The sequence below is a fragment of the Pseudoxanthomonas sp. JC1303 genome (assembly GCF_058448525.1).
Genome location: NZ_CP185958.1, coordinates 3,389,207 through 3,409,208, shown reverse-complemented (window position 1 = coordinate 3,409,208; position 20,002 = coordinate 3,389,207). Strand labels below are relative to the sequence as shown.

20 protein-coding genes are annotated in these 20,002 nt (G+C 67.4%); 10 read left to right on the top strand and 10 right to left on the bottom strand.

The window, feature by feature from the left end:
- Positions 1–3: 3 nt before the first annotated feature.
- Positions 4–204: a hypothetical protein gene (locus ACORQU_RS15355; RefSeq protein ID WP_271646317.1), complete on the bottom strand. Its 201-nt coding sequence runs from the start codon at positions 202–204 to the stop codon at positions 4–6.
- 194 nt (positions 205–398) lie between these two features.
- Between ACORQU_RS15355 and ACORQU_RS15350 the strand changes: the two genes are divergently transcribed.
- Entirely contained in the window at positions 399–776 is a 378-nt protein-coding gene (locus ACORQU_RS15350; RefSeq protein WP_271646319.1) for a response regulator, read from the top strand.
- Between the two features lie 119 nt (positions 777–895).
- The gene (locus ACORQU_RS15345; protein WP_491641955.1) at positions 896–1,951 is read left to right on the top strand and encodes a right-handed parallel beta-helix repeat-containing protein; all 1,056 of its coding nucleotides are present in this window, start codon (positions 896–898) and stop codon (positions 1,949–1,951) included.
- Positions 1,952–2,021: 70 nt separating this feature from the next.
- On the opposite strand, the gene asnB is transcribed toward ACORQU_RS15345, so the two are convergent.
- The 7 genes from asnB to map form a co-directional block, all read right to left on the bottom strand.
- Entirely contained in the window at positions 2,022–3,713 is a 1,692-nt protein-coding gene (gene asnB, locus ACORQU_RS15340; protein ID WP_491641954.1) for an asparagine synthase B, read from the bottom strand.
- Positions 3,714–3,941: 228 nt separating this feature from the next.
- Positions 3,942–5,099 (bottom strand): succinyl-diaminopimelate desuccinylase, encoded by a 1,158-nt coding sequence (gene dapE / locus ACORQU_RS15335; protein ID WP_491641952.1) that lies wholly within the window; start codon positions 5,097–5,099, stop codon positions 3,942–3,944.
- A gap of 234 nt (positions 5,100–5,333) precedes the next feature.
- Positions 5,334–5,690: an arsenate reductase gene (locus ACORQU_RS15330; RefSeq protein ID WP_491641951.1), complete on the bottom strand. Its 357-nt coding sequence runs from the start codon at positions 5,688–5,690 to the stop codon at positions 5,334–5,336.
- Between the two features lie 43 nt (positions 5,691–5,733).
- Entirely contained in the window at positions 5,734–6,732 is a 999-nt protein-coding gene (locus tag ACORQU_RS15325; protein WP_491641950.1) for a glycoside hydrolase family 43 protein, read from the bottom strand.
- Positions 6,733–6,895: 163 nt separating this feature from the next.
- Positions 6,896–7,744, bottom strand: a complete 849-nt coding sequence (gene dapD, locus ACORQU_RS15320; protein ID WP_491641949.1) for a 2,3,4,5-tetrahydropyridine-2,6-dicarboxylate N-succinyltransferase — start codon at positions 7,742–7,744, stop codon at positions 6,896–6,898.
- Between the two features lie 57 nt (positions 7,745–7,801).
- On the bottom strand, positions 7,802–10,387 hold the full coding sequence (gene glnD, locus ACORQU_RS15315) for a [protein-PII] uridylyltransferase (protein WP_491641948.1): 2,586 nt from the start codon (positions 10,385–10,387) through the stop codon (positions 7,802–7,804).
- A 41-nt stretch (positions 10,388–10,428) separates the two neighbouring features.
- The gene (gene map, locus ACORQU_RS15310; RefSeq protein WP_271646328.1) at positions 10,429–11,205 is read right to left on the bottom strand and encodes a type I methionyl aminopeptidase; all 777 of its coding nucleotides are present in this window, start codon (positions 11,203–11,205) and stop codon (positions 10,429–10,431) included.
- Positions 11,206–11,284: 79 nt separating this feature from the next.
- On the opposite strand from map, the gene ACORQU_RS15305 reads away from it, so the two are divergent.
- The 4 genes from ACORQU_RS15305 to ACORQU_RS15290 all read left to right on the top strand — a co-directional run bounded on the left by ACORQU_RS15305 (position 11,285) and on the right by ACORQU_RS15290 (position 14,283).
- Positions 11,285–11,488, top strand: a complete 204-nt coding sequence (locus tag ACORQU_RS15305; RefSeq protein WP_491645148.1) for a spore coat protein U domain-containing protein — start codon at positions 11,285–11,287, stop codon at positions 11,486–11,488.
- 515 nt (positions 11,489–12,003) lie between these two features.
- Positions 12,004–12,786 carry a 30S ribosomal protein S2 gene (rpsB, locus tag ACORQU_RS15300; protein WP_491641947.1) on the top strand — a complete coding sequence of 261 codons (783 nt, stop codon included), beginning with the start codon at positions 12,004–12,006 and terminating at the stop codon, positions 12,784–12,786.
- 138 nt (positions 12,787–12,924) lie between these two features.
- Positions 12,925–13,800 carry a translation elongation factor Ts gene (tsf, locus tag ACORQU_RS15295; RefSeq protein ID WP_271646330.1) on the top strand — a complete coding sequence of 292 codons (876 nt, stop codon included), beginning with the start codon at positions 12,925–12,927 and terminating at the stop codon, positions 13,798–13,800.
- 90 nt (positions 13,801–13,890) lie between these two features.
- Positions 13,891–14,283 carry a VOC family protein gene (locus ACORQU_RS15290; RefSeq protein WP_271646332.1) on the top strand — a complete coding sequence of 131 codons (393 nt, stop codon included), beginning with the start codon at positions 13,891–13,893 and terminating at the stop codon, positions 14,281–14,283.
- 122 nt (positions 14,284–14,405) lie between these two features.
- On the opposite strand, the gene ACORQU_RS15285 is transcribed toward ACORQU_RS15290, so the two are convergent.
- The gene (locus ACORQU_RS15285) at positions 14,406–14,789 is read right to left on the bottom strand and encodes a DUF805 domain-containing protein (protein WP_491641946.1); all 384 of its coding nucleotides are present in this window, start codon (positions 14,787–14,789) and stop codon (positions 14,406–14,408) included.
- Between the two features lie 169 nt (positions 14,790–14,958).
- Positions 14,959–16,353, bottom strand: a complete 1,395-nt coding sequence (radA, locus tag ACORQU_RS15280; RefSeq protein ID WP_491641945.1) for a DNA repair protein RadA — start codon at positions 16,351–16,353, stop codon at positions 14,959–14,961.
- A 98-nt stretch (positions 16,354–16,451) separates the two neighbouring features.
- On the opposite strand from radA, the gene ACORQU_RS15275 reads away from it, so the two are divergent.
- The 4 genes from ACORQU_RS15275 to ACORQU_RS15260 all read left to right on the top strand — a co-directional run bounded on the left by ACORQU_RS15275 (position 16,452) and on the right by ACORQU_RS15260 (position 19,940).
- Positions 16,452–17,402, top strand: coding sequence for an ankyrin repeat domain-containing protein (locus tag ACORQU_RS15275; RefSeq protein WP_491641944.1), 951 nt, complete (start codon positions 16,452–16,454; stop codon positions 17,400–17,402).
- 67 nt (positions 17,403–17,469) lie between these two features.
- Entirely contained in the window at positions 17,470–18,780 is a 1,311-nt protein-coding gene (gene tilS / locus ACORQU_RS15270) for a tRNA lysidine(34) synthetase TilS (protein WP_491641943.1), read from the top strand.
- 31 nt (positions 18,781–18,811) lie between these two features.
- A complete protein-coding gene (locus ACORQU_RS15265; RefSeq protein WP_491641942.1) occupies positions 18,812–19,072 on the top strand; it encodes an exodeoxyribonuclease VII small subunit in 261 nt (86 codons plus the stop codon).
- On the top strand, positions 19,062–19,940 hold the full coding sequence (locus ACORQU_RS15260; protein ID WP_491641941.1) for a polyprenyl synthetase family protein: 879 nt from the start codon (positions 19,062–19,064) through the stop codon (positions 19,938–19,940). Before ACORQU_RS15265 ends, ACORQU_RS15260 begins: the two co-directional genes overlap by 11 nt.
- The last annotated feature ends 62 nt before the right edge of the window (positions 19,941–20,002 follow it).

Sequence of the window (20,002 nt, the reverse complement as noted above, 5' to 3'; positions counted from 1 at the left end):
GCGTCACACGCCCAGCCAACTCGACCCTGGGATGGAATGGTGGATCAACTCCAACTGGTCCAGGGTCAAGTCTTCCGGCTCAGCGGGCAGCGGCAGACGCAGGTGTTCGCGGACCAGCCAAGTCCCCTCGTTGCGCTCCACGCGCACACCCTGGGGCAAAGCCAGGCCTCGCCCGTCGCTATCAAATAACACCAGTTCCGCCATCTTTGAGTTCCTTAATCCTTGGGCCGCTCCCATTCCCGGATCGTAGAACTGCCACGTCGGATCATCGTGAAACCGGCTTCACGCCACGGCACCGGGTTCTCGCCTTGCACGGACCTACATCCTCGCGCCGTTTTGACACCGCGTGCGCACCCACAGGACTACCGTGCGCGAAAACACAAGATCTTCGGAGCCATATGAACGACCAGCCGATCCGCGTGCTCATGGTGGATGACAACGCCGAGCTCATCAACGTCGTGCGTGAGGCCATGGACCTTCTGGGCGTCAAAGTGGATGGCGCCTTGAGCGCACAGGGCGCGATCGCCCAACTCGCCCGCGACGATGGATACGACGTGGTGTTCAGTGACGTCTTCATGCCCAACGGCATGTCGGGCGTGCAGTTGCTGCAGATGCTGGCCGTCTCCAACCCCGACATGCGTACGGTGCTGACCTCAGGCTTTCCCAAGGAGCAACTTCCGCCGCTTCCCGAAGGCGTCACGTTCGTGGCCAAGCCCTATAACTTCACCTTGCTGCTGGAAGCCTTCAGGCGCGAAGCCGGCACCCCGACCCACTGAGTGATCCGCGGCGCGGCGCCCGAAGCCTGAACATCGCCGTCGGCCGCGACGGATTTTCCATTCCGCCACGACCGGCATTCGGAGAGGATGCAGGTTCCGCCGTCTCCCTGTCGGTCCCGATGACCTTCTTCCGACTCCTCGCGTTGATGCCGCTCATAGCGGTTGCCGCCCTTCCCTATCAGGCCCATGCGGCCGAGCCCGCCGCCTGCACTGCGCGCGTGGCGCCCGGCCAGGACCTGCAACAGGCGATCGATGCGCTCCCCGAGACGGACCAAGCCGTCACGCTGTGTCTGGACAAGGGTGAATTCCCGCTCAAAGGGCTGGTGTCGATCCAACGCGACAAGCTCACCTTGCGCGGGAGTGGAAAGCAGACCGTCCTGCGTATGCGCGACGGCATACAGCAACCGCTGCTGGTCATCGGTGACTTCCTGCATCAGGCGCCCGAGCGCGTCATCCAGCATGTCGCCGTGGAAGACCTGAGCCTGGTCGGTGGCCAGGCCGACAACGAATTCATGCCCGAGCGTCCCTATCTGAGCAACAGCGCGGTGGTGGTCCGCAAGGGACGCGACATCCGCCTGAGCCGGCTCAGCGCCAGCCACTGCCGCAGCGCCTGCCTGTTGACCGAGCAGGACACCCGCGGCGTGGTGATCGATCACAACGACGTGTCCGGCGCGGCCTGGGACGGAGTGTCGTTCAACAGCACCTCGCAGGTCCTCCTGGTGGACAACGACATCCACGACAACGTGGCCGCCGGCATGACCGCCGAGCACATCACTGACAGCCAGATCCGTGACAACCGGTTCGTCGACAACGGCAGCCAGGGCATCTACCTGTCCAACTCCACTGGCAACCAGTTCTCGGGCAACACCTTCACTGGCAACCACCTGGCCGGCGTCTTCCTGACCTGCGCGATCCGCTACCGCAACGCCGACGGCAGCACCCAGTGCTGGGACAACAGCATGAGCCAGGACAACGTATTCGCAGCCAACCGCTTCGATAGGAATCCCCACACCTACACCATCGGCGTGGACAACGCGGCTAACTGCCGCAGCGACGGGTTCAAACCCAACCTTTGGCGCAGCGACAATCAGGCGGCCGTCTCCGGCGTGGACCTCGATCCGCAACGCTATGGAGATTGCGTGCGGCACGAACCGGCCCCGGCCACCTCATCCTGACCACACCGGGCCGCAGACGAGAAGGCCCGCCCATTGGCGGGCCTTCTCGTCTCGGATGTCAGACGGGGAACTACGCCAGCGCCTGCGCGTGCACGCCTGCGATTGCGCGCCCCGAGGGATCTGCCGCGTTGGCGAAGCTGGCGTCCCAGGCGATCGCCGCCGGCGACGAGCAGGCGATCGACTTGCCGCCCGGCACGGTCTCGGCTGCGGCCGGCGACGGAAAGGCCTGCTCGAACAAGGTGCGGTAGTAATAGCCTTCCTTGGTCGTCGGCGGGTTGACCGGGAAGCGCTTGTCGGCCGCGGCCAGCTCTCGGTCGGTCACCTGGGCCTCGGCGTGGGCCTTGAGACCGTCGATCCAGCCGTAGCCCACGCCGTCGCTGAACTGCTCTTTCTGCCGCCACAGGATCGAATCGGGCAGATAGCCTGCGAAGGCTTCGCGCAGCACGGCCTTCTCGATGCGCTTTTTCCCGTCCGCCCCCACCGTGATCATCTTGTGCGAGGCGTCCATGCGCATGGCCACGTCCATGAATTCGCGGTCCAGGAACGGCACGCGCGGCTCCACGCCCCAGGCCATCATCGACTTGTTGGCGCGCAGGCAGTCGTAGTTGTACAGCGCGTCCAGCTTGCGGATCAGCTCCTCATGAAACTCGCGCGCGTTTGGCGCCTTGTGGAAGTACAGGTAGCCCCCGAAGATCTCGTCGCTGCCCTCGCCGCTGAGCACCATCTTCACGCCCATGGCCTTGATCCGGCGCGCCAGCAGAAACATCGGCGTGGAGGCACGGATCGTGGTCACATCATAAGTCTCGATATGGCGGATCACCTCGGGCAGCGCGTCCAGGCCTTCCTCGAAGGTGTACTCGAACCCATGGTGCACGGTGCCGAGCGACTCGGCCGCGATCGCCGCGGCGGCCAGGTCCGGCGAACCAGCCAGGCCGATGGCGAACGAATGCAGCCGCGGCCACCATGCTTCGCTCCTGTCACCATCCTCCACGCGATGACGCGCATAGCGCGCGGCCACGGCGGCCACCAGGGACGAATCCAGGCCACCGGACAGGAGCACGCCATAGGGCACATCGGTCATCAGCTGGCGATGCACGGCACGTTCGAAGGCTTCGCGCAGTTCGGTCGGCGTGACGTCGACATCCTTGACCGCGTCGTAGTCGCGCCACGGGCGCTTGTAGTACTGCTTCAACTCGCCGGTGGCCGTGTCGTACCAATGGCCGGGCGGGAACTGCGCGACGTCCGCGCAATGCTCGGACAGCGACTTCATCTCCGAAGCCACCCGCAGGCGACCGTCCTTGTCATGGCCCCAGTAGAGCGGGCACACGCCGATGGTATCGCGCGCGATAATCGCCCGGCCCTTGGCCTTGTCCCAGAGCGCAAAGGCGAAGATCCCGTTGAGGCGGTTGAGCAGGGACTCGACCCCATCCTCGCGATACAGCGCGTTGATGACCTCGCAGTCCGAGCCGGTCTGGAACGCATACGGCTGGGTCAGCTCGGCCTTGAGTTCAGCGTGGTTGTAGATCTCCCCGTTAACCGCCAAGGCCAGATCGCCGTCCTCGCTCAACAGCGGCTGCGAACCACCGGCCGGATCGACGATGGCCAGGCGCTCGTGCACCAGGATCGCGCCATCGTCGACATACACGCCGCTCCAGTCCGGGCCACGGTGACGCTGGCGCTGTGAACATTCGAGCGATTGACGGCGCAGCGCGCCAAGATCATCGCCGGGCTGGAGACCGAAGATGCCGAAGATGGAACACATGGTGAGACTCCTGGGAAAATGTCGTGCAAGGACGGTGACGTGGGGTAAGTGGCGAAGATCGAACATAAAAAAACCCGCATCTTGCGATGCGGGCTTTTCTGGTTCCTTGGCTGTTCCGTTCTTTGCCTAGTCGCAGACCCGCATCGGCCGCGCACGATTATTCGCGCGCAGGGGATTGCGGTTGTTGTTGTTCACGGCGTTGGCGCGGCGGGACGGCATGGGGCGAACTTAACCCGGTCGTTTGCGTGTGCGCAACTGTTGCGCGAGCAACCGTTGAATCAGCGCGCGGTACAGGGCTGGCAGCTGTTCCAGGTCGGACACGCGCACATGCTCGTCGATCTGGTGGATGGTCGCGTTGACCGGGCCGACCTCGATGCACTGCGCCCCCAACGGCGCGATGAAACGCGCATCGGAGGTCCCGCCGCCGGTGCTTTCCTCCGGCGGCCCGCCGGCGAACTGGCCCAACACCTCACGCGCGACGCTGCGCAGCGTGCCTTCCGGGGTGTAGAACGGCTCGCCGCTGCGATGCCACTTGAGTACGTATTCCAGGCCGTGACGATCCAGCAGTGCGGTGATCTCGGCTTCCAGCCTCGGCGCGTCCCAGTGCGGGTTGTAGCGCAGGTTGAACAGCACCTGCAGTTCACCCGGGATCACGTTGCTCGCACCGGTCCCGGCGTGGAGGTTGGAGACCTGCAGGCTGGTCGGCGGAAAACTCTCGTAGCCGTCATCCCAGTGCCGGGAGGTCAGTTCGGCCAATGCGGCGGCGGCCTGGTGGATCGGATTGCGCGCCTTGTGCGGATACGCGACATGGCCCTGCACGCCCTTCACGGTGAGCGTGCCGGTCAGGCTGCCGCGACGGCCGACGCGCAGCAGGTCGCCGAGCTTTTCGGTGGATGAAGGCTCACCGGTGATGCACCAATCGATGCGCTGGCCGCGTTCGCGGAACACGTTGGCCACGTGACGCACGCCATCGATGGCATCGCCCTCCTCGTCGCTGGTGAGCAGCACCGCGAGGGTGCCGCTGTGATTGGGCTGCGCGGCGACGTACTGCTCGGCCGCCACCACGAACGCGGCCACGCTGCCTTTCATGTCGGCGGTGCCGCGTCCATAGAGGTTGCCCTCGCGCACCTCCGGTTTGAAGGGATCGCTGGTCCATGCATCGACCGGACCGGACGGCACCACGTCGGTATGACCAAGCAACACCAGCACCGGCGCGCCGCTGCCGTGCGTGGCCCACAGGTTGTCGACCTGGCCGAAGCGCAAGTGCTCGCACGCGAACCCGGCGGCCTGCAGGCGACCGGCGATCAGCGCCTGGCAGCCGGCGTCATCCGGCGTGACCGAGGCACGCGAGACCAGGTCGAGGGTCAGGTCGAGGACATCATGCATGGCGAACGGATCGGCTGGGCGGCCGTCAAGGATACGACGCACAGGGCGGTCTAGACCCGCCGTCGCGGTCCCGGTTGGATCGTGGGCAGGGATCAAGCCTCGCCCTTGTGATCTGTGGAGCGGAGCTTGCTCCGCTGCTCTTCGGTCAGATCTCCGGCTAGCCTCTGTAGAGCGGAGCTCGCTCCGCTGCGCTTCGGTCAGTTCCTCAAAAGCCACAGCGGAGCAAGCTCCGCGCTACACAATCCCGAAGCGCGCCTTGAAGGCGTTATCCGAAAACCCCTGGCTCACCACGCCATCTTCGGTGACCACCACGGGGCGCTTGATCAGCTGCGGATGCTCGCGCAGCAGCAGCTTCCATTCCGCCTCGCTGCCGGGCGTCTTGCGGTTGTCCGGCAACTGACGCCAGGTGGTGGAAGACTTGTTGACCAGTGCGCCGAAGCCGCCCATCTTTTCCGCCCACGCCACCAGCGTCTCCGGTGCGGGCTTGTGCTCGCGATAATCCACGAAGGTATGGGCGACACCGAAACGATCCAGCCACTTGGTGGCCTTCTTGCAGGTGTCGCAGTTCTTCAGTCCGTAGAGCGTGGTCATGGCAGCGTGTCTCACAAGGCGTTGGCTTGTGAGGACGCCGCGATCAGCGCAGCGGACGCGGCGCGACGCCCTCGTTGGTCATCTTCACCGGCAGGATGTGGCCCTGCGCGTCGAAGACCATGCGGTCGATGGCGACCTGGCGATGGTTGCCATCGGAGTCGCCCAACGGGTGACGATGGTAGACGATGTACCAGGTGTCGTCGTCCCCGCGGAAGATGGAATTGTGGCCGGCACCGGTGCCGATGGTCGGGTCCTGCTGCAGGATCTTGCCGATGCGCTTGAACGGCCCGGTCGGCGAATCGCCGATCGCGTAGGCCACCGAATAATCCGGCCCGGTCCAGCCGCCTTCGGACCACAGGTAGTAGTACTTGCCCTTGCGCTTGAACATCAGCGAGCCTTCGACGTACTCCGGTGCGGGCGTGATCTCCTTGAACACCGTACCGTCGGCCATCGGCAGCACGCCGGTGAAATCGTCCTTGAGCCTGACGATATTGGCGTGCTTCCAGCCGCCGTAGATCATGTACCAGGTCCCGTCGTCGTCCTTGAACACGAACTGGTCGATCGGCTGGGCGCCATTGTGGAACTTGCCGACCAGCGGCTTGCCCAGCAGGTCGCGATACGGACCGTCCGGCTTGTCGGCCACGGCCACGCCGATGCCGCCGACCTCGCTATCGCTCTGAATATCGTTGGCGGCGAAGAAGAAGTAGTACTTGCCGCCATTCTCCAACACCGCCGGTGCCCACAGCGCCTGCTTGGCCCAACGGATGTCCTGGATCTTCAGGATGCCCGGGTGCTTGGTCCAGGTCACCAGATCCTTGGAGGAAAACGCGTCGAAGTAGGTCTGCTGCGCATAGGGCAGCGAGCTGGTCGGATAGATCCAGTAGCTGTTGTCGAACACCGCGGCTTCCGGATCTGCATACCAGCCCGGAAAGATCGGATTACCCGAACTCGCCTTGGCCGCAGGCTGCGCAGCCTGCGCTCCGATCGCGCCCGTGGCGATCGCCACGGCCAATGCCACTGACTTCAATGCCCTGCCCCGCATGTGCCGCTCCCGACATGGATGGTCACGCCGAGTCTAAATCGATTTAGACCACCGCGGCAGCAGACCAAGGTCATAGGGCTTGTCCGCTCGCACCACTTGGACGCACACAAATACCAAGGGCCACACACGTGGCCCTTGGCTTCGCTCGCAATGTCGTCCCGCGTCAGTCGGCCAGGCCGCGCAGCAGGTCGTTGACGCTGGTCTTGCTGCGGGTCTTCTCGTCGACCTGCTTGACGATCACCGCGCAATACAGCGAGTGCGAACCGTCCTTGGACGGCAGCGAGCCGGACACCACCACGCTGCCCGGGGGCACGTAACCGTAGCTGATCTCGCCGGTGGCCCGGTTGTAGATGCGCGTGGACTGGCCCAGGAACACGCCCATGCCGATCACGCTGTGGTGGCCAACCACCACGCCTTCGACCACCTCGGAACGGGCGCCGATGAAGCAGTGGTCCTCGATGATCGTCGGGCCGGCCTGCAGCGGCTCGAGCACGCCGCCGATGCCGGCACCGCCGGACAGGTGGCAATGCTTGCCGATTTGCGCGCACGAGCCAACCGTGGCCCAGGTATCGACCATCGTGCCCTCGCCCACGTAGGCGCCGATGTTGGTGAAGCTGGGCATCAGCACCACGTCCCTGCCGAAATAGGTGCCGCGACGCGCCACCGCACCGGGCACCACGCGCACGCCACCGGCCTTGAACTGCGCTGCATCGTAGCCGGCGAAGCGGGCCTCGACCTTGTCCCAGAACGGCGCCGGCTCGGCATCGATCACACGCATGTCATTGACGCGGAAGTAGAGCAGCACGGCCTTCTTCAGCCACTGGTTGACCTGCCAGGCACCGTCCTGGCCAGGCTGGGCCACGCGCAGTTCGCCCGATTCGAGTCCATCGATGGCCGCATACACGGCCGGTCGCACGCGGTGCTTGATCTCGTCGGAGGTCAGCTCGGCGCGCCGCTCGAACGCATCCTCGATCTGTGGGCGGAGTTCGTCGATATCGACTTTGGATGACATGGAAAACGCAGGTCCTTGTGGGGAAGGGAAACAGGGAGATCGCCCGGCACGTGGTGCTCAGGCTGCGTACTCGAGACTGGCACGCAACGCCTCGCTCAAGGCCTCCCGGGCAGGCAGGTCGAGCGCGCGATCATGCTCGTCGCTGAGGTGGAAGACATCCTCGGCCCGCTCGCCAAAGGTGGCGATGCGGGCGTCATGCACGCGCAGGCGATGCACGCGCAGCACCTGCGCGATCTGGGCCAGCAGACCCGGCCGGTCGGGGGCGACCAGATCCAGCAGCGTATGGCGGCCGTCCAACGTCGGCCCGAACTCGAAACGCGGCGCGAAGCGGAAATGCCGCAGCTGTCGCGGCACGGTGCGCTGCGAGATGCGCACCTGGTCCAACGGCCTGGTCAGGGTCTGGCGCACGGCGGCGGCCACCGCCTCGGGATCGCCACTGGCGTAACTGTCCGAAGGTAGGATCTCGAAGGTATCGAAGACCGTGCCGTGCGGACCGACCAGCACGCGCGCCTGGTGCACGCCGTAGCCAGCCCGGTCCAGCGCGGCCAGGATCGCGGCGAACAGCCCGTCCTTGTCCGGCGAGTGCACGAACAACTCCAGCGCCGCGCCGTCCTCGTCGATGCGACGCACCCGGACCAGGGTCTGGCCAGCGAACACGTCCACCAACGCGGTGGCCTGCCAGGCCAGCTGTTCAGGACGGAAGCGCATGAAGCTCTCGGCCGGCATCTCGGCGAACTGGCGATCGATGGTCGACTCGCTCAGGCCCTGGGCCAGCATCAGCGCGCGCGTGGCCTCGCGGCCTTCGGACACGCGCTGGCTGACCGCGATGGGCTGCTCCAGGCCTTCGCGCAGCACCCGGCGGGTGGCGAAGTACAGGTCGGCCAGCAGCCGGTCCTTCCAGGCATTCCACAGCTTGGGGCTGGTCCCGGCGATGTCGGCGCAGGTCAGCAGGTACAGCGTGTCCAGGTGTTCGCGGTCGCCCACCAGGGTGGAGAACCGGTGGATCACCTCCGGATCGGCGATGTCCTGCTTCTGCGCGGTCACCGACATGCGCAGGTGCTGCTCCACCAGCCAGGTGACCAGGCCGGTGTCGCCCGCACTCAGGCCGTGGGCTTGGCAGAACGCGGCCGCGTCCACCGCTCCCAGTTCGGAGTGATCGCCCCCGCGCCCCTTGGCGATGTCGTGGAACAAGCCGGCCAGCAGCAGTAGCTCGGGCTTGCGCAGGCGCGGCCACACCTCGTGGGCGATCGAGAAACGCTCGTCGGCCCGCCCGCTGGAAAAAATAGCCAGGTTGCGCAGCACCATCAGCGTGTGCTGGTCGACCGTGTAGACATGGAACAGGTCGAACTGCATGCGCCCGGACACCTGGGCGAAGGCCGGCAGCCACTGTCCCAGCACGCCCAGGCGGGCCATGCGCGCCAGGCTGTCGACCGCCCGCGGCCCGCGCAGCAGACCCATGAAGGCGGCGCGCTGGTCCGGTGTTCCTTCGGGGTAGGACGGCAAGGCATACAAGGCCTCGGCCAGCGCGCGCGCGGTGCGCGAATGCAGGCCGCGTACCTGCGGCTGCGCGGCCCAGGTGGCGAACAGGGCAAAGACCTCGCCGATGTCGCGCGGCCATTGCGGATCGCGCGCGGCCAGGTAATTCCGGCACAGCTCGAAATCCGCGTCCAGCGCGCGCGGCTGCGCCTGGCCCTCGAACTGCTCCTCGAAGCGCTGCAGCAGGCGGTCGCTGATCCGGCGCACCAGCGAGGCGCTGCGATAGAAGCCCTGCATCATCTGTTCCACGGCCAGGCTGCCCGGCGCATCGACATAGCCCAGGCGCGCGGCCAGGGTCTTCTGGTAGTCGAAACGCAGGCGCTCCTCGGGCCGGCCGGCGACCAGATGCAGGCCATAGCGCAGCCGCCCCAGCACGCGCCGTTCTCGGGCCAGGGCCTGGGCCTCGTCCTGGCCAAGCTGGTCCATGCCCACCAGCGGCTCCAACTCGCTCACCCCGAAGGTGCGCAGCGCCATCCAGCCCAAGGTGTGCAGGTCGCGCAACCCGCCGGGACCGTCCTTGATGTCCGGCTCCAGGTTGTCCGAGGTATCGCCAAAACGCGCATGCCGCTGTGTCATCTCCTCGCGCTTGGCGGCGAAGAACTCGCGTGGCGGCCAGACCACCTCGGGCGCCACCGCCTGGGCCAGCGCGCGGCGCGCGGCGGCGTCGGCCTGCAGCGGGCGGGCCTCGATCAACGCGGTCAAGACGGTCTGATCCGCCGCCGCCTCGGTGCATTGGGCGGGCGAGCGCACCGCATGGCTGACCTTCAGCCCGACGTCCCAAATCAGGGCCAGGCAGCGCGCCAGCGCTTCTTCATGGCGCTGCTGTGCCTCCGGCTCGCCCAACACCAGCACGTCCACGTCCGAGTGCGGGAACAGCTCGCCGCGGCCATAGCCGCCGACGGCAAAGAGCGACAGACCGCTATCGAGCGGAATGCACCGATGCCAGGCTTCGCCCAACAGATGATCAACCGCGCGGGCTCGCAGCGCGAGCACCCGGTCGATCCGGTCCACATCGTCGAAATGCTTGGCCAGCCGCTCATCGGTCGTGGCCAGGATCGCGCGCGCCTGCTGCGACCACTCGCCATCGAACGCGGGGTCAGGCCCCATCGACGGCCGCAGCGAGGCCTCGCCAGCAGCGGCCGCACCGGTCACAGGTCGTTATCGTCGCCTGGCAGGCGGGTCAGGATCTCCACCCCGTCCTCGGTCACCGCCACGGTGTGCTCCCACTGCGCCGAGAGCTTGCGGTCCTTGGTCACCACGGTCCAGCCATCGGGCAGCGTGCGCGTATAGCGGCTGCCTTCGTTGATCATCGGCTCGATGGTGAAGGTCATGCCTGGCTTGAGCACCACGCCATCGCCGGGACGGCCGTAATGCAGCACCTGCGGCTCGTCGTGGTAGACCGTGCCGATGCCGTGGCCGCAGTATTCACGCACCACGCTGAAACGCTCGGACTCGGCGTACTGCTGGATCGCATGGCCCACATCGCCCAGCGTCGCGCCCGGCTTGACCGCACGGATGCCACGGAACATCGCCTCGCGCGTGGTCTCCACCAGGCGCTTGGCCATGACCGACGGGGTGCCGACGTAGTACATGCGGCTGGTGTCGCCATGCCAGCCATCCTTGATGACGGTGACGTCGATGTTGACGATGTCCCCGTCCTTGAGGACCTTGCCGTCGCTGGGGATGCCGTGGCAGATCACGTTGTTGACCGACGTGCAGACCGTAGCCGGGAAGCCCCGATAGCCCACGTTGGCGGGGATCGCGTCCTGCACCTTGACGATGTGGTCATGGCAGATGCGGTCCAGCTCGGCGGTGGTCACGCCCGGCTTCACGTGGGGGGCGACGACCTGCAGCACCTCGGCGGCCAGGCGGCCTGCCACGCGCATCTTTTCCAGGTCGGCGGCGGATTTCAGTTGAATGCTCATGGCCCCCATTATCGCCGATTCCGCCGACAGCTGAACGACCGCGTTGTGCATCGCAACATGAATGTGAAGCTCGTAACATCTGGGCCCAAATCCACCGGACCCACGTCAGCTCCAGTCGCAGCGACGCACCAGCCGCTGGGGCGCCAGTCTGGACACCGATACAGTCAAGGGGACCGGCACGGGCAGCCCCCAGACGATCAACGTCTTCGGTCGCGTGGCGGCTGGACACACCGCCGCCCCAGGGCCGTACAGCGACACCATCACCGTGACCATCACCTACTGACGTGCCCGCCGAGGGCACGGCCAAAAGTGACGCCCACGCTGGTGCGCCGCAGCAATCACAGCTTGAATTGCGCTATACGTCTCAAACCACGGGAGACGCGGGTTGGGAAAACCCGGTTGGCACAGCCTCTGCATGAAACACTCCGAGGCCGGCGCATCCCGACGCGGCCACTGCCCCCGGATTTCACCGCTATGCGCCTGACCGCTTCCCGTCGCCTGCTGCTGCTCGTCATCCTGATGGCCGCCGCGCCCCTGTTCGCCTGACCCGTCTGGCCGGCGCCATTGCGCCGGCCATCGCCGCGCGGCTATAATCCGCCGGCTCTGCAAGGCCCTGGTGCCTGTGCAGTCCCGCCCACGCCGGGCGTCACCGGCGAATACACACCTGCTGCCACAGCCCGTGCCGGGGTGCCCTTCGCCAGAGGGGTTCGGCCACGGACGCCGCAGGGAGGCCCAACCCCGGAACCAATAGCGCCGCATCCCACTGCGCGGCCGGTTCCACTGCCTTGGAGTTTTGCAATGTCCCAGATCACCATGCGCCAGATGCTGGAAGCCGGCGTGCACTTCGGCCACCAGACCCGTTACTGGAACCCGAAGATGGCCCCGTACATCTTTGGCGCCCGCGGCAAGATCCACATCATCAATCTGGAAAAGACCCTGCCGCTGTTCGTCGATGCGATGAACTTCATCAGCGCCATCGCCCAGAAGCGCGGCACCGTGCTGTTCATCGGCACCAAGCGTTCGGCCCGTGAAGCCATCAAGGAAGAAGCCGAGCGTTGCAACATGCCGTTCATGACCCAGCGCTGGCTGGGCGGCACGCTGACCAACTTCGCCACGGTGAAGAAGTCCGTCGCCCGCCTGAAGGAGCTGGAAGCGGCCGAGACCGACGGCACCTTCGAGAAGCTGGTCAAGCACGAAGTGCTGGGCCTGCGCCGTGAGCGCGACAAGCTGGAAGCCTCGCTGGGCGGCATCAAGGACATGAACCGCCTGCCCGACGCCCTGTTCGTCATCGACATTGGCCACGAAGACATCGCCATCAAGGAAGCCAAGAAGCTCGGCATCCCGGTGGTCGCGGTGGTCGACTCGAACTACGACCCGGCCTTGGTCGACTATGCCATCCCCGGCAACGACGACGCCATCCGCGCCGTGCAGCTGTACGCCCGCGCCGCCGCCGACGCCGTGCTGGAAGGCAAGGCCGCCGCCCCGAACTCGGCCACCGTGCGCGAGGAAGAGTTCAGCGAAGGCAACGCCGAGGGCAAGCCGGCCCGCCGCGGCCGCAAGAGCGACGAAGCCGCCGCCTAAGGCGTCATTGCCGTGCAACGCCGACGCGCGATGTTCGCGTGTCGGCCACCAGCGGCGGGCATCACGTCCCGCCGCTGTCGCTTGAAGCGGCGCTGCGCGCCCTTCATCAAAATTCAAGCAAACATCGAGGTCATCACCGTGGAAATCACTGCTTCCCTGGTCAAGGAACTGCGCGAGCGCACCGGCGCCGGCATGATGGAGTGCAAGAAGGCACTCACCGAGAACCAAGGCAACATCGACGCGTCCGCCGAGTGGCTGCGCAAGTCCGGCCTGGCCAAGGCTGACAAGAAGGCCGACCGCGTCGCCGCCGAAGGCCGCATCGCCTCGGCCCAGGAAGCCGGCAAGGCCGTCCTGGTCGAGATCAACTCCGAGACCGACTTCGTCGCCAAGGACAGCAACTTCGTGGCCTTCACCGATGCCGTCGCCCAGGCCGCCCTGGCCTCCGGCGCCACCGACGTGGATGCCCTGAAGAGCGCCAAGCTGGGCGCCGAGACGGTCGAAGAAGCCCGCGCGGCGGCCATCGCCAAGCTGGGCGAGAACATCCTGATCCGTCGCATGGTGTCCATCGACAGCGCCAACACCGTGGCCGCCTACGTCCACGGCGGCAAGATCGGCGTGCTGGTCGAGCTGGCCGGCGGCGACGCCGAGCTGGCCCGTGGCCTGGCCATGCACGTGGCCGCGATGAACCCGCCGCACAACAAGGCCTCCGACGTGCCGGCCGAGTTCGTGGCCAAGGAAAAGGAAATCGAAATGGCCAAGATGTCCGAGAAGGACAAGTCCAAGCCGGCCGAAATCCTGGAAAAGATCATCAGCGGCAAGATCGCCAAGATCGTCAACGAGGTGACCCTGTACGGCCAGCCGTACGTGCTGGACACCAACCAGACCGTCGAGCAGGTCCTCAAGGCCGCCGGCGCCGACGTGGTGGGCTTCAAGCGCCTGGCCGTGGGCGAAGGCATCGAGAAGGTGGTGGAAGATTACGCCGCCGAAGTGATGAAGCAGGCCGGCCTGGCCTGATCGCCGCCGCGATCGATGCAGCATCACGAAAGGCCGCGGGAAACCGCGGCCTTTCGCTTTTCCAGTCATCCCCGAACCAGGAGACCTCGCATGTTCAATCACGTCATGATCGGCAGTAACGACATCGAGCGCGCCAAGGCGTTCTACGACGCGGTGCTGGCCACCGTCGGTGTCGGTGCCCCGCTGCGCAACGTCGCCGGCAGCGGCCACGTCCGCTACTTCTATCGGCACGCGGGCAACAGCTTCTGCATCAGCCAGCCCATCAACGATGAACCGGCGACCTGCGCCAACGGCGCCACGCTGGGCTTCAAATGCGACTCGCCGGAACAGGTCCGCGCCTTCCACGACGCGGCCGTCGCGGCCGGGGGCACCTCGATCGAACACCCGCCTGGCGAGCGCAACAGCAGCCTGGGCAACGCCTATATCGCCTACGTGCGCGACCTGGATGGGCACAAGCTCTGCGCGCTGCATCGGCTGGCATGAGCGTCTTCCGGCTCGGGCCGCTCCGCCGCGCAAGTGGGCGGCCCCGTGCTTCGGCATGCCTGACCCAAAGCAAAAAGCCGCCCCTCAGGCGGCTTTTTGCTTGATCAGTCAGAACCGATCGCCTACTTGACCGCCTCGCCGTAGCGATTCGGGCCGGGCGTGCCCTCGAGCATCATCATGATCAGCACCACGAAGCCGCCCACGTAGGGAATGAGGTTGAGCAGCACCATCCAGCCGGACTTGTCCATGTCGTGGAAACGACGCACCTGCACGGCCAGACTGGGCACCAGAAACGCCAGGATCGCCAGCATCATCAGCGCAAAGCCAACGTAACCCAGTGCGCCGGGACGTTCAGCCGGCGCGGACATCGCCGCGCCCAGTGCCATCACCAGCACGGTTGCCAGCAGCACCAGCGTATAGAACAGGGCAAACATCCAGTATTCCTTGCGTCGCGAACGCCCGGAAAAGTCCGCGTAGCGCTTCAACGGCATCAACATCCATTCCATCCAACAACTCCTCACAGTTCAAGAAACCCAGGCATGGAAGTTGGAAGGCGTCTTGCGCCGCCTCGCATCCATGCGGGGCGCGCATCTTAAACTGAATAGGGTTGCGGGCGACAACGCCTAGGCGCCCGCCGTTGCCAAGCTCGCAAAAGCGTCATGCGGCGCGGCGCACTCAGCCGAACGCGGCCTCCAGCGCATCGGACAGGCGCTCGACTGCGATCACCTCCATGCCCTTGATGCTCGCGGCCTTGGGGGCGTTGGCACGCGGGACGATCGCGCGTTTGAAGCCATGGGTGGCCGCTTCGCGCAGACGATCCTCGCCGTTGGGCACCGGTCGGATCTCGCCGGACAGGCCGACCTCGCCGAAGGCGATCGTCTTTTCGGCCAGCGGGGCGTCGCGCAGGCTGGAGAGCACCGCCAGCAGCGCCGGCAGGTCGGCGGCGGTCTCCTGCACGCGGATGCCGCCGACCACGTTGATGAAGACATCCTGGTCGCCGACCATGATCCCGCCGTGGCGATGCAGTACCGCCAGCAGCATCGCCAGGCGATTGCCCTCCAGGCCGACGGCCACGCGCCGCGGATTGGACAGCGGCGAGGCATCGACCAGCGCCTGCACTTCCACCAGCAGCGGCCGCGTGCCCTCGCGGGTGACCATCACGCAGCTGCCGGGCTGGCGCGTGCTGCCCCCGGTGAGGAAGATCGCCGAGGGGTTGGAGACCTCCTTGAGGCCCTTGTCGCCCATGGCGAACACGCCCAGCTCGTTGACCGCGCCGAAGCGGTTCTTGAACGCGCGCAGCACGCGGAAGCGGCTGCCCGACTCGCCCTCGAAATACAGCACCGCATCGACCATGTGTTCGAGCACGCGCGGGCCGGCGATGCCGCCCTCCTTGGTGACATGGCCGACCAGAAACACCGCGGTGCCGGTCTCCTTGGCGTAGCGCACCAAGCGCGCGGCGCTCTCGCGCACCTGGCTGACCGAGCCGGGCGCGGCGGTGAGGGTCTCGGTCCACAGGGTCTGGACCGAGTCGGCCACGATCAGCTTCGGGCGGGCCCGGGAGGCGTGCTGGAGGATGGCTTCCACGCCGGTCTCGGCCAGCGCGTCCAGGCCCTCCAGCGGCAGGTCCAGGCGCACTGCGCGGCCGGCCACCTGCGCCAGCGACTCCTCGCCGGTGACATACAGCACCGGCAATCGCGCGGCCATCGAAGCCAGCGACTGCAGCAGCAGGGTGGACTTGCCGATGCCCGGATCGCCGCCGACCAGCACCACCGCGCCTTCCACCAGGCCGCCGCCCAGCACCCGGTCGAATTCGCCGATGCCGGTGGAGACGCGCACGTCCTCGCTGCTGCGCACGTCCTTGAGCGCGGTGATCTTGGGCGCTTCGGCCTTGCCGGCCCAGCCGGTGCGCCGTGCCGCGGCCGGCGCTTCAGCCGCGGCAGGCTCGATCACGATCTGCGTCAGCGAGTTCCAGGCATTACACTCGGTGCACTGGCCTTGCCACTTGCTGTATTCGGCGCCGCATTCGCCACAGACATAGGCGGTGCGTGGCTTGGAGGAGGCCTTGGCCATGAAGCGATCCCATCGAAAATCCGGCGGCCACTGTAGCCGCGCCCGGTCTCCGCATGCGAGACCGACGCCGTCCTGGGTGGGTCGGTTTTGACGTGGCGATGATGACCCAAACCCTGGAGCACACCGCGTTGGCGCCCCCACCCTCCACAGGCCGCCTGAACTGGATTGCCCGCATCACGCTGGCGCTGCTGACCGTGGCCATGCTGATCGGGCTCGGTCTGTACCTGTATCTACCACCGCCCAACCTGGCCAAGCTGCCACTGGACCCGGCCAACTATTTTTCCGGCCAGGGTCTGGCCTTGGCACGCGCGGTGGATCGTGGCGATGTCGAGGCGATCGGCAAGCTGATCTACGAGAAGGGCGTGGATCCGGACAGAATCTTCGACCATACCGGTCGCCCGCTGGTGGCCTGGCCGGTGATCACCCATAACCCCAGGGGCCTGGCGCTGCTGCTCGATGCCGGCGCCTCGCCCAATGCGCGCCAGCTCAGCCAGGCCGTGGACGGCGGACCGGCGGCCGAGACCGCCCTGGTCCCGGCCGCGGCCATGGTCGACCCGACCTACCTGACCGAACTGCTGCAGCATGGCGGCGATGCCAACGGACGCGACGCTCAGGGCCGCCCGCTGCTGTATGTGGCCTTCATCAACGGCCATTGGACCAACGTGCAGCGGCTGATCATGTCCGGCGCCGACCTGGACACCACGCTTTATACGCACGACGGCTACGACACGGTGCTGAGCTGGTACGCCAAGATCGGGCGTTTCGACCGCTTGTACTGGTTGCTGGAGCACGGCGGCGACCCCACCCGGCGCATGCACGACCTGCCCGGCTCGCGCCTGGCCGGCACCCTGGAGTCCAACGAGGGCCGCATGCCCATCGTCGAGGACGCCTTCTACGCCCAAGTCCCCGAGCAGATGCACGATTGGCAGCAAGCCTGCCAGTCCTGGCTGCTGACCAAGGGCATCGACCGGCCGCCGGCACCACCGTCCATGCGCATGCGCGAGCGACAACGCACCGAGGAACGCGCCCCGGGGGCGATTCCGCTCTGAGTCCAGCGTCGCGGGCAGGACCGGCGCCCACCGACCGCGACCGCCCGGCATGGCACCATGTTGGATCATGTCCCCGCTGTCCGCCCCCCTCGCCGCTCCGCCCGCCCCTGTCCGGGATGCTGGCGTCCTGTGGGTCGCTTTCAGCGGCGGACTGGACTCCACCGTACTGCTCCATGCCCTGCGCCAGATCGCAGGTTTCCAGTCACGGCTGCACGCGGTGCACGTCCATCACGGGCTGCAGCCGCAGGCCGATGCCTGGGCCGCGCACTGCGCAGCGCTCTGCCGCCAGTGGGAGGTGCCGCTGGAGGTCCGCCACGTCCAGGTGCCGCGCGATGCCGACGCGGGCCCGGAGGCCGCCGCACGCCACGCACGCCATGCTGCCTTTGCCGAAGTCCTGGGCCCGGACGATGTGCTGATTGCCGCGCACCACCAGGACGACCAGGCCGAGACCTTCTTGCTGCGTGCGCTGCGCGCCTCGGGGCCGGACGGGCTCGGCGCGATGCGGCCCCTGCGCCGCTTCGCCCACGGCTGGTTGTGGCGTCCCTGGCTGGCGATGCCCCGCGACGCGCTCAAGGCCTACGCACTGAGCCACGACCTTGCGTGGATCGAAGATGCCAGCAATGCCGACACCCGGCTGGACCGCAACTTCCTGCGCCACCAGGTGCTGCCGCTGCTGCGCCAGCGCTGGCCGCAGGCCGATGCCCTGCTGGCCCGCAGCGCCGCGCTGAGCGCGCAGACCGCCGGGCTGATGATCGAACACGACGCGGCGACCCTGGCCCTGGTCCAGGCGGCCGACCCGCAGGTGCTTTCGGTCGGTGCCCTGCTGGCGCTGACGCCCGCGCGCCGCGCCCGCGCGGTGCGGCACTGGATCGCGCAGCTTGGCCTGCCGCCACTGCCAGCCCGCGGCGTCGAGGCGCTGGAGGCCAGCCTGCTGACACCACGCCACGACGCCCAGGCGCGCTTTGACTGGGACGGCGTACGCCTGCGGCGCTGGCGCGACCAGCTCCATGCCGGGCCGGTGCTGGGCCCCTTGCCTGCCGACTGGCAGGCGACCTGGGACGGCAGCGCCGCGCTGCAGGTGCCCGGCGGCGGCCACCTGCAACTCGAAGGCGCGGCCCGGTTCGAGACGCCCCTGCTGGCCGGCGCGCGCCAGGGTGGCGAGCGCATCCAATTGCCCGGTCGCCAGCACCACCACGCGCTCAAGCACGTGCTGCAGGAGTTGGGCATCCCCCCCTGGGAACGCCAGCGCCTGCCGGTGTTGCGCGATGTCGATGGCACGGTCCTGGCCGCGGGCGATCGCGTCCAGTCCGCGACCCTGGCGGCCTGGCTGCATGAACGCAACGCGCGCCTGCAGTGGCGCCCGGCTGTGCGCGATTGACCCATCGCCGGGGGGCGCCCACACTTTGCGCATGGCAAAGAAACCCGCAGCCGACGCCTCGCCCGTGGCGCACTTCGAACAATCCCTGGACGAGCTGGAACAGCTGGTCGGACGCATGGAACAGGGCGAGCTGAGCCTGGAAGATTCCCTGGCCGCCTACGAGCGTGGCGTGGGCCTGTACCGCAGCTGCCGCACCGCGCTGGAACAGGCCGAGCTGCGCGTGCGCCTGCTCAGCGACCCGGACCGCCCCGACACCGCCGAACCCTTCGCGCCGCTGCCCGATGGCGACTGAGGCGGCGTTCGCACGCTGGGCACAGCGTGTGGAAGCCTCGCTGGACGCGGTGCTCCCCGACCCGAAGATTGCCCCGCAGCGCCTGCACGCGGCCATGCGCCACGCGGCCCTCGGCGGCGGCAAGCGCATGCGCCCGTTGCTGGTTTACGCCGCCGGCACCCTGACCGGCGCCGATGAAGCGGTCCTGGACGCCCCGGCCACGGCGGTGGAGTTGATCCACGCCTATTCGCTGGTCCACGACGACCTGCCGGCGATGGACGACGACGCCCTGCGCCGCGGCCAGCCGACCGTGCATGTCGCCTTCGACGAAGCCACCGCCATCCTCGCCGGCGATGCGCTGCAGACCCTGGCCTTCGAAGTGCTGGCCGCCAGCCAGGCCGGTGCGGTGCTGCGCGTGGCCTGGCTGCAGACCCTGGCCCGGGCCAGCGGCGTGGCCGGCATGTGCGGCGGCCAGGCACTGGATATCGACGCCACCGGACAGCGGCAGTCGGTCGAGGCCCTGCAGCAGATGCACGCCCGCAAGACCGGCGCGCTGATCCGCGCCAGCGTGCGCCTGGGCGCCCTGGCCGGCGGCGTGGACGAGGACACCCTGCAACGGCTGGATGCCTTCGCCGAAGCGCTGGGCCTGGCCTTCCAGGTGCGTGACGACATCCTCGACGTGGAAGCCAGCTCCGAGGTGCTCGGCAAGACCGCCGGCAAGGATGCGGCGCAGGACAAATCCACCTACCCGGCGCTGCTGGGCATGGACGGCGCGAAGGCGAAACTGGACGAGTTGGCGACCCGGATGCGGGAGCTGCTGGGCCCGTTCGGCACGGCGGCCTCGCCCCTGACCGCGCTGGGCGAACTGGCGGTCCAGCGCAGCCACTGAGCCCGGCGGCGCGCAATGCGCGCCGCGCCCTGTCCGCCTTCCAGGACCTCACGGTCGTCGCG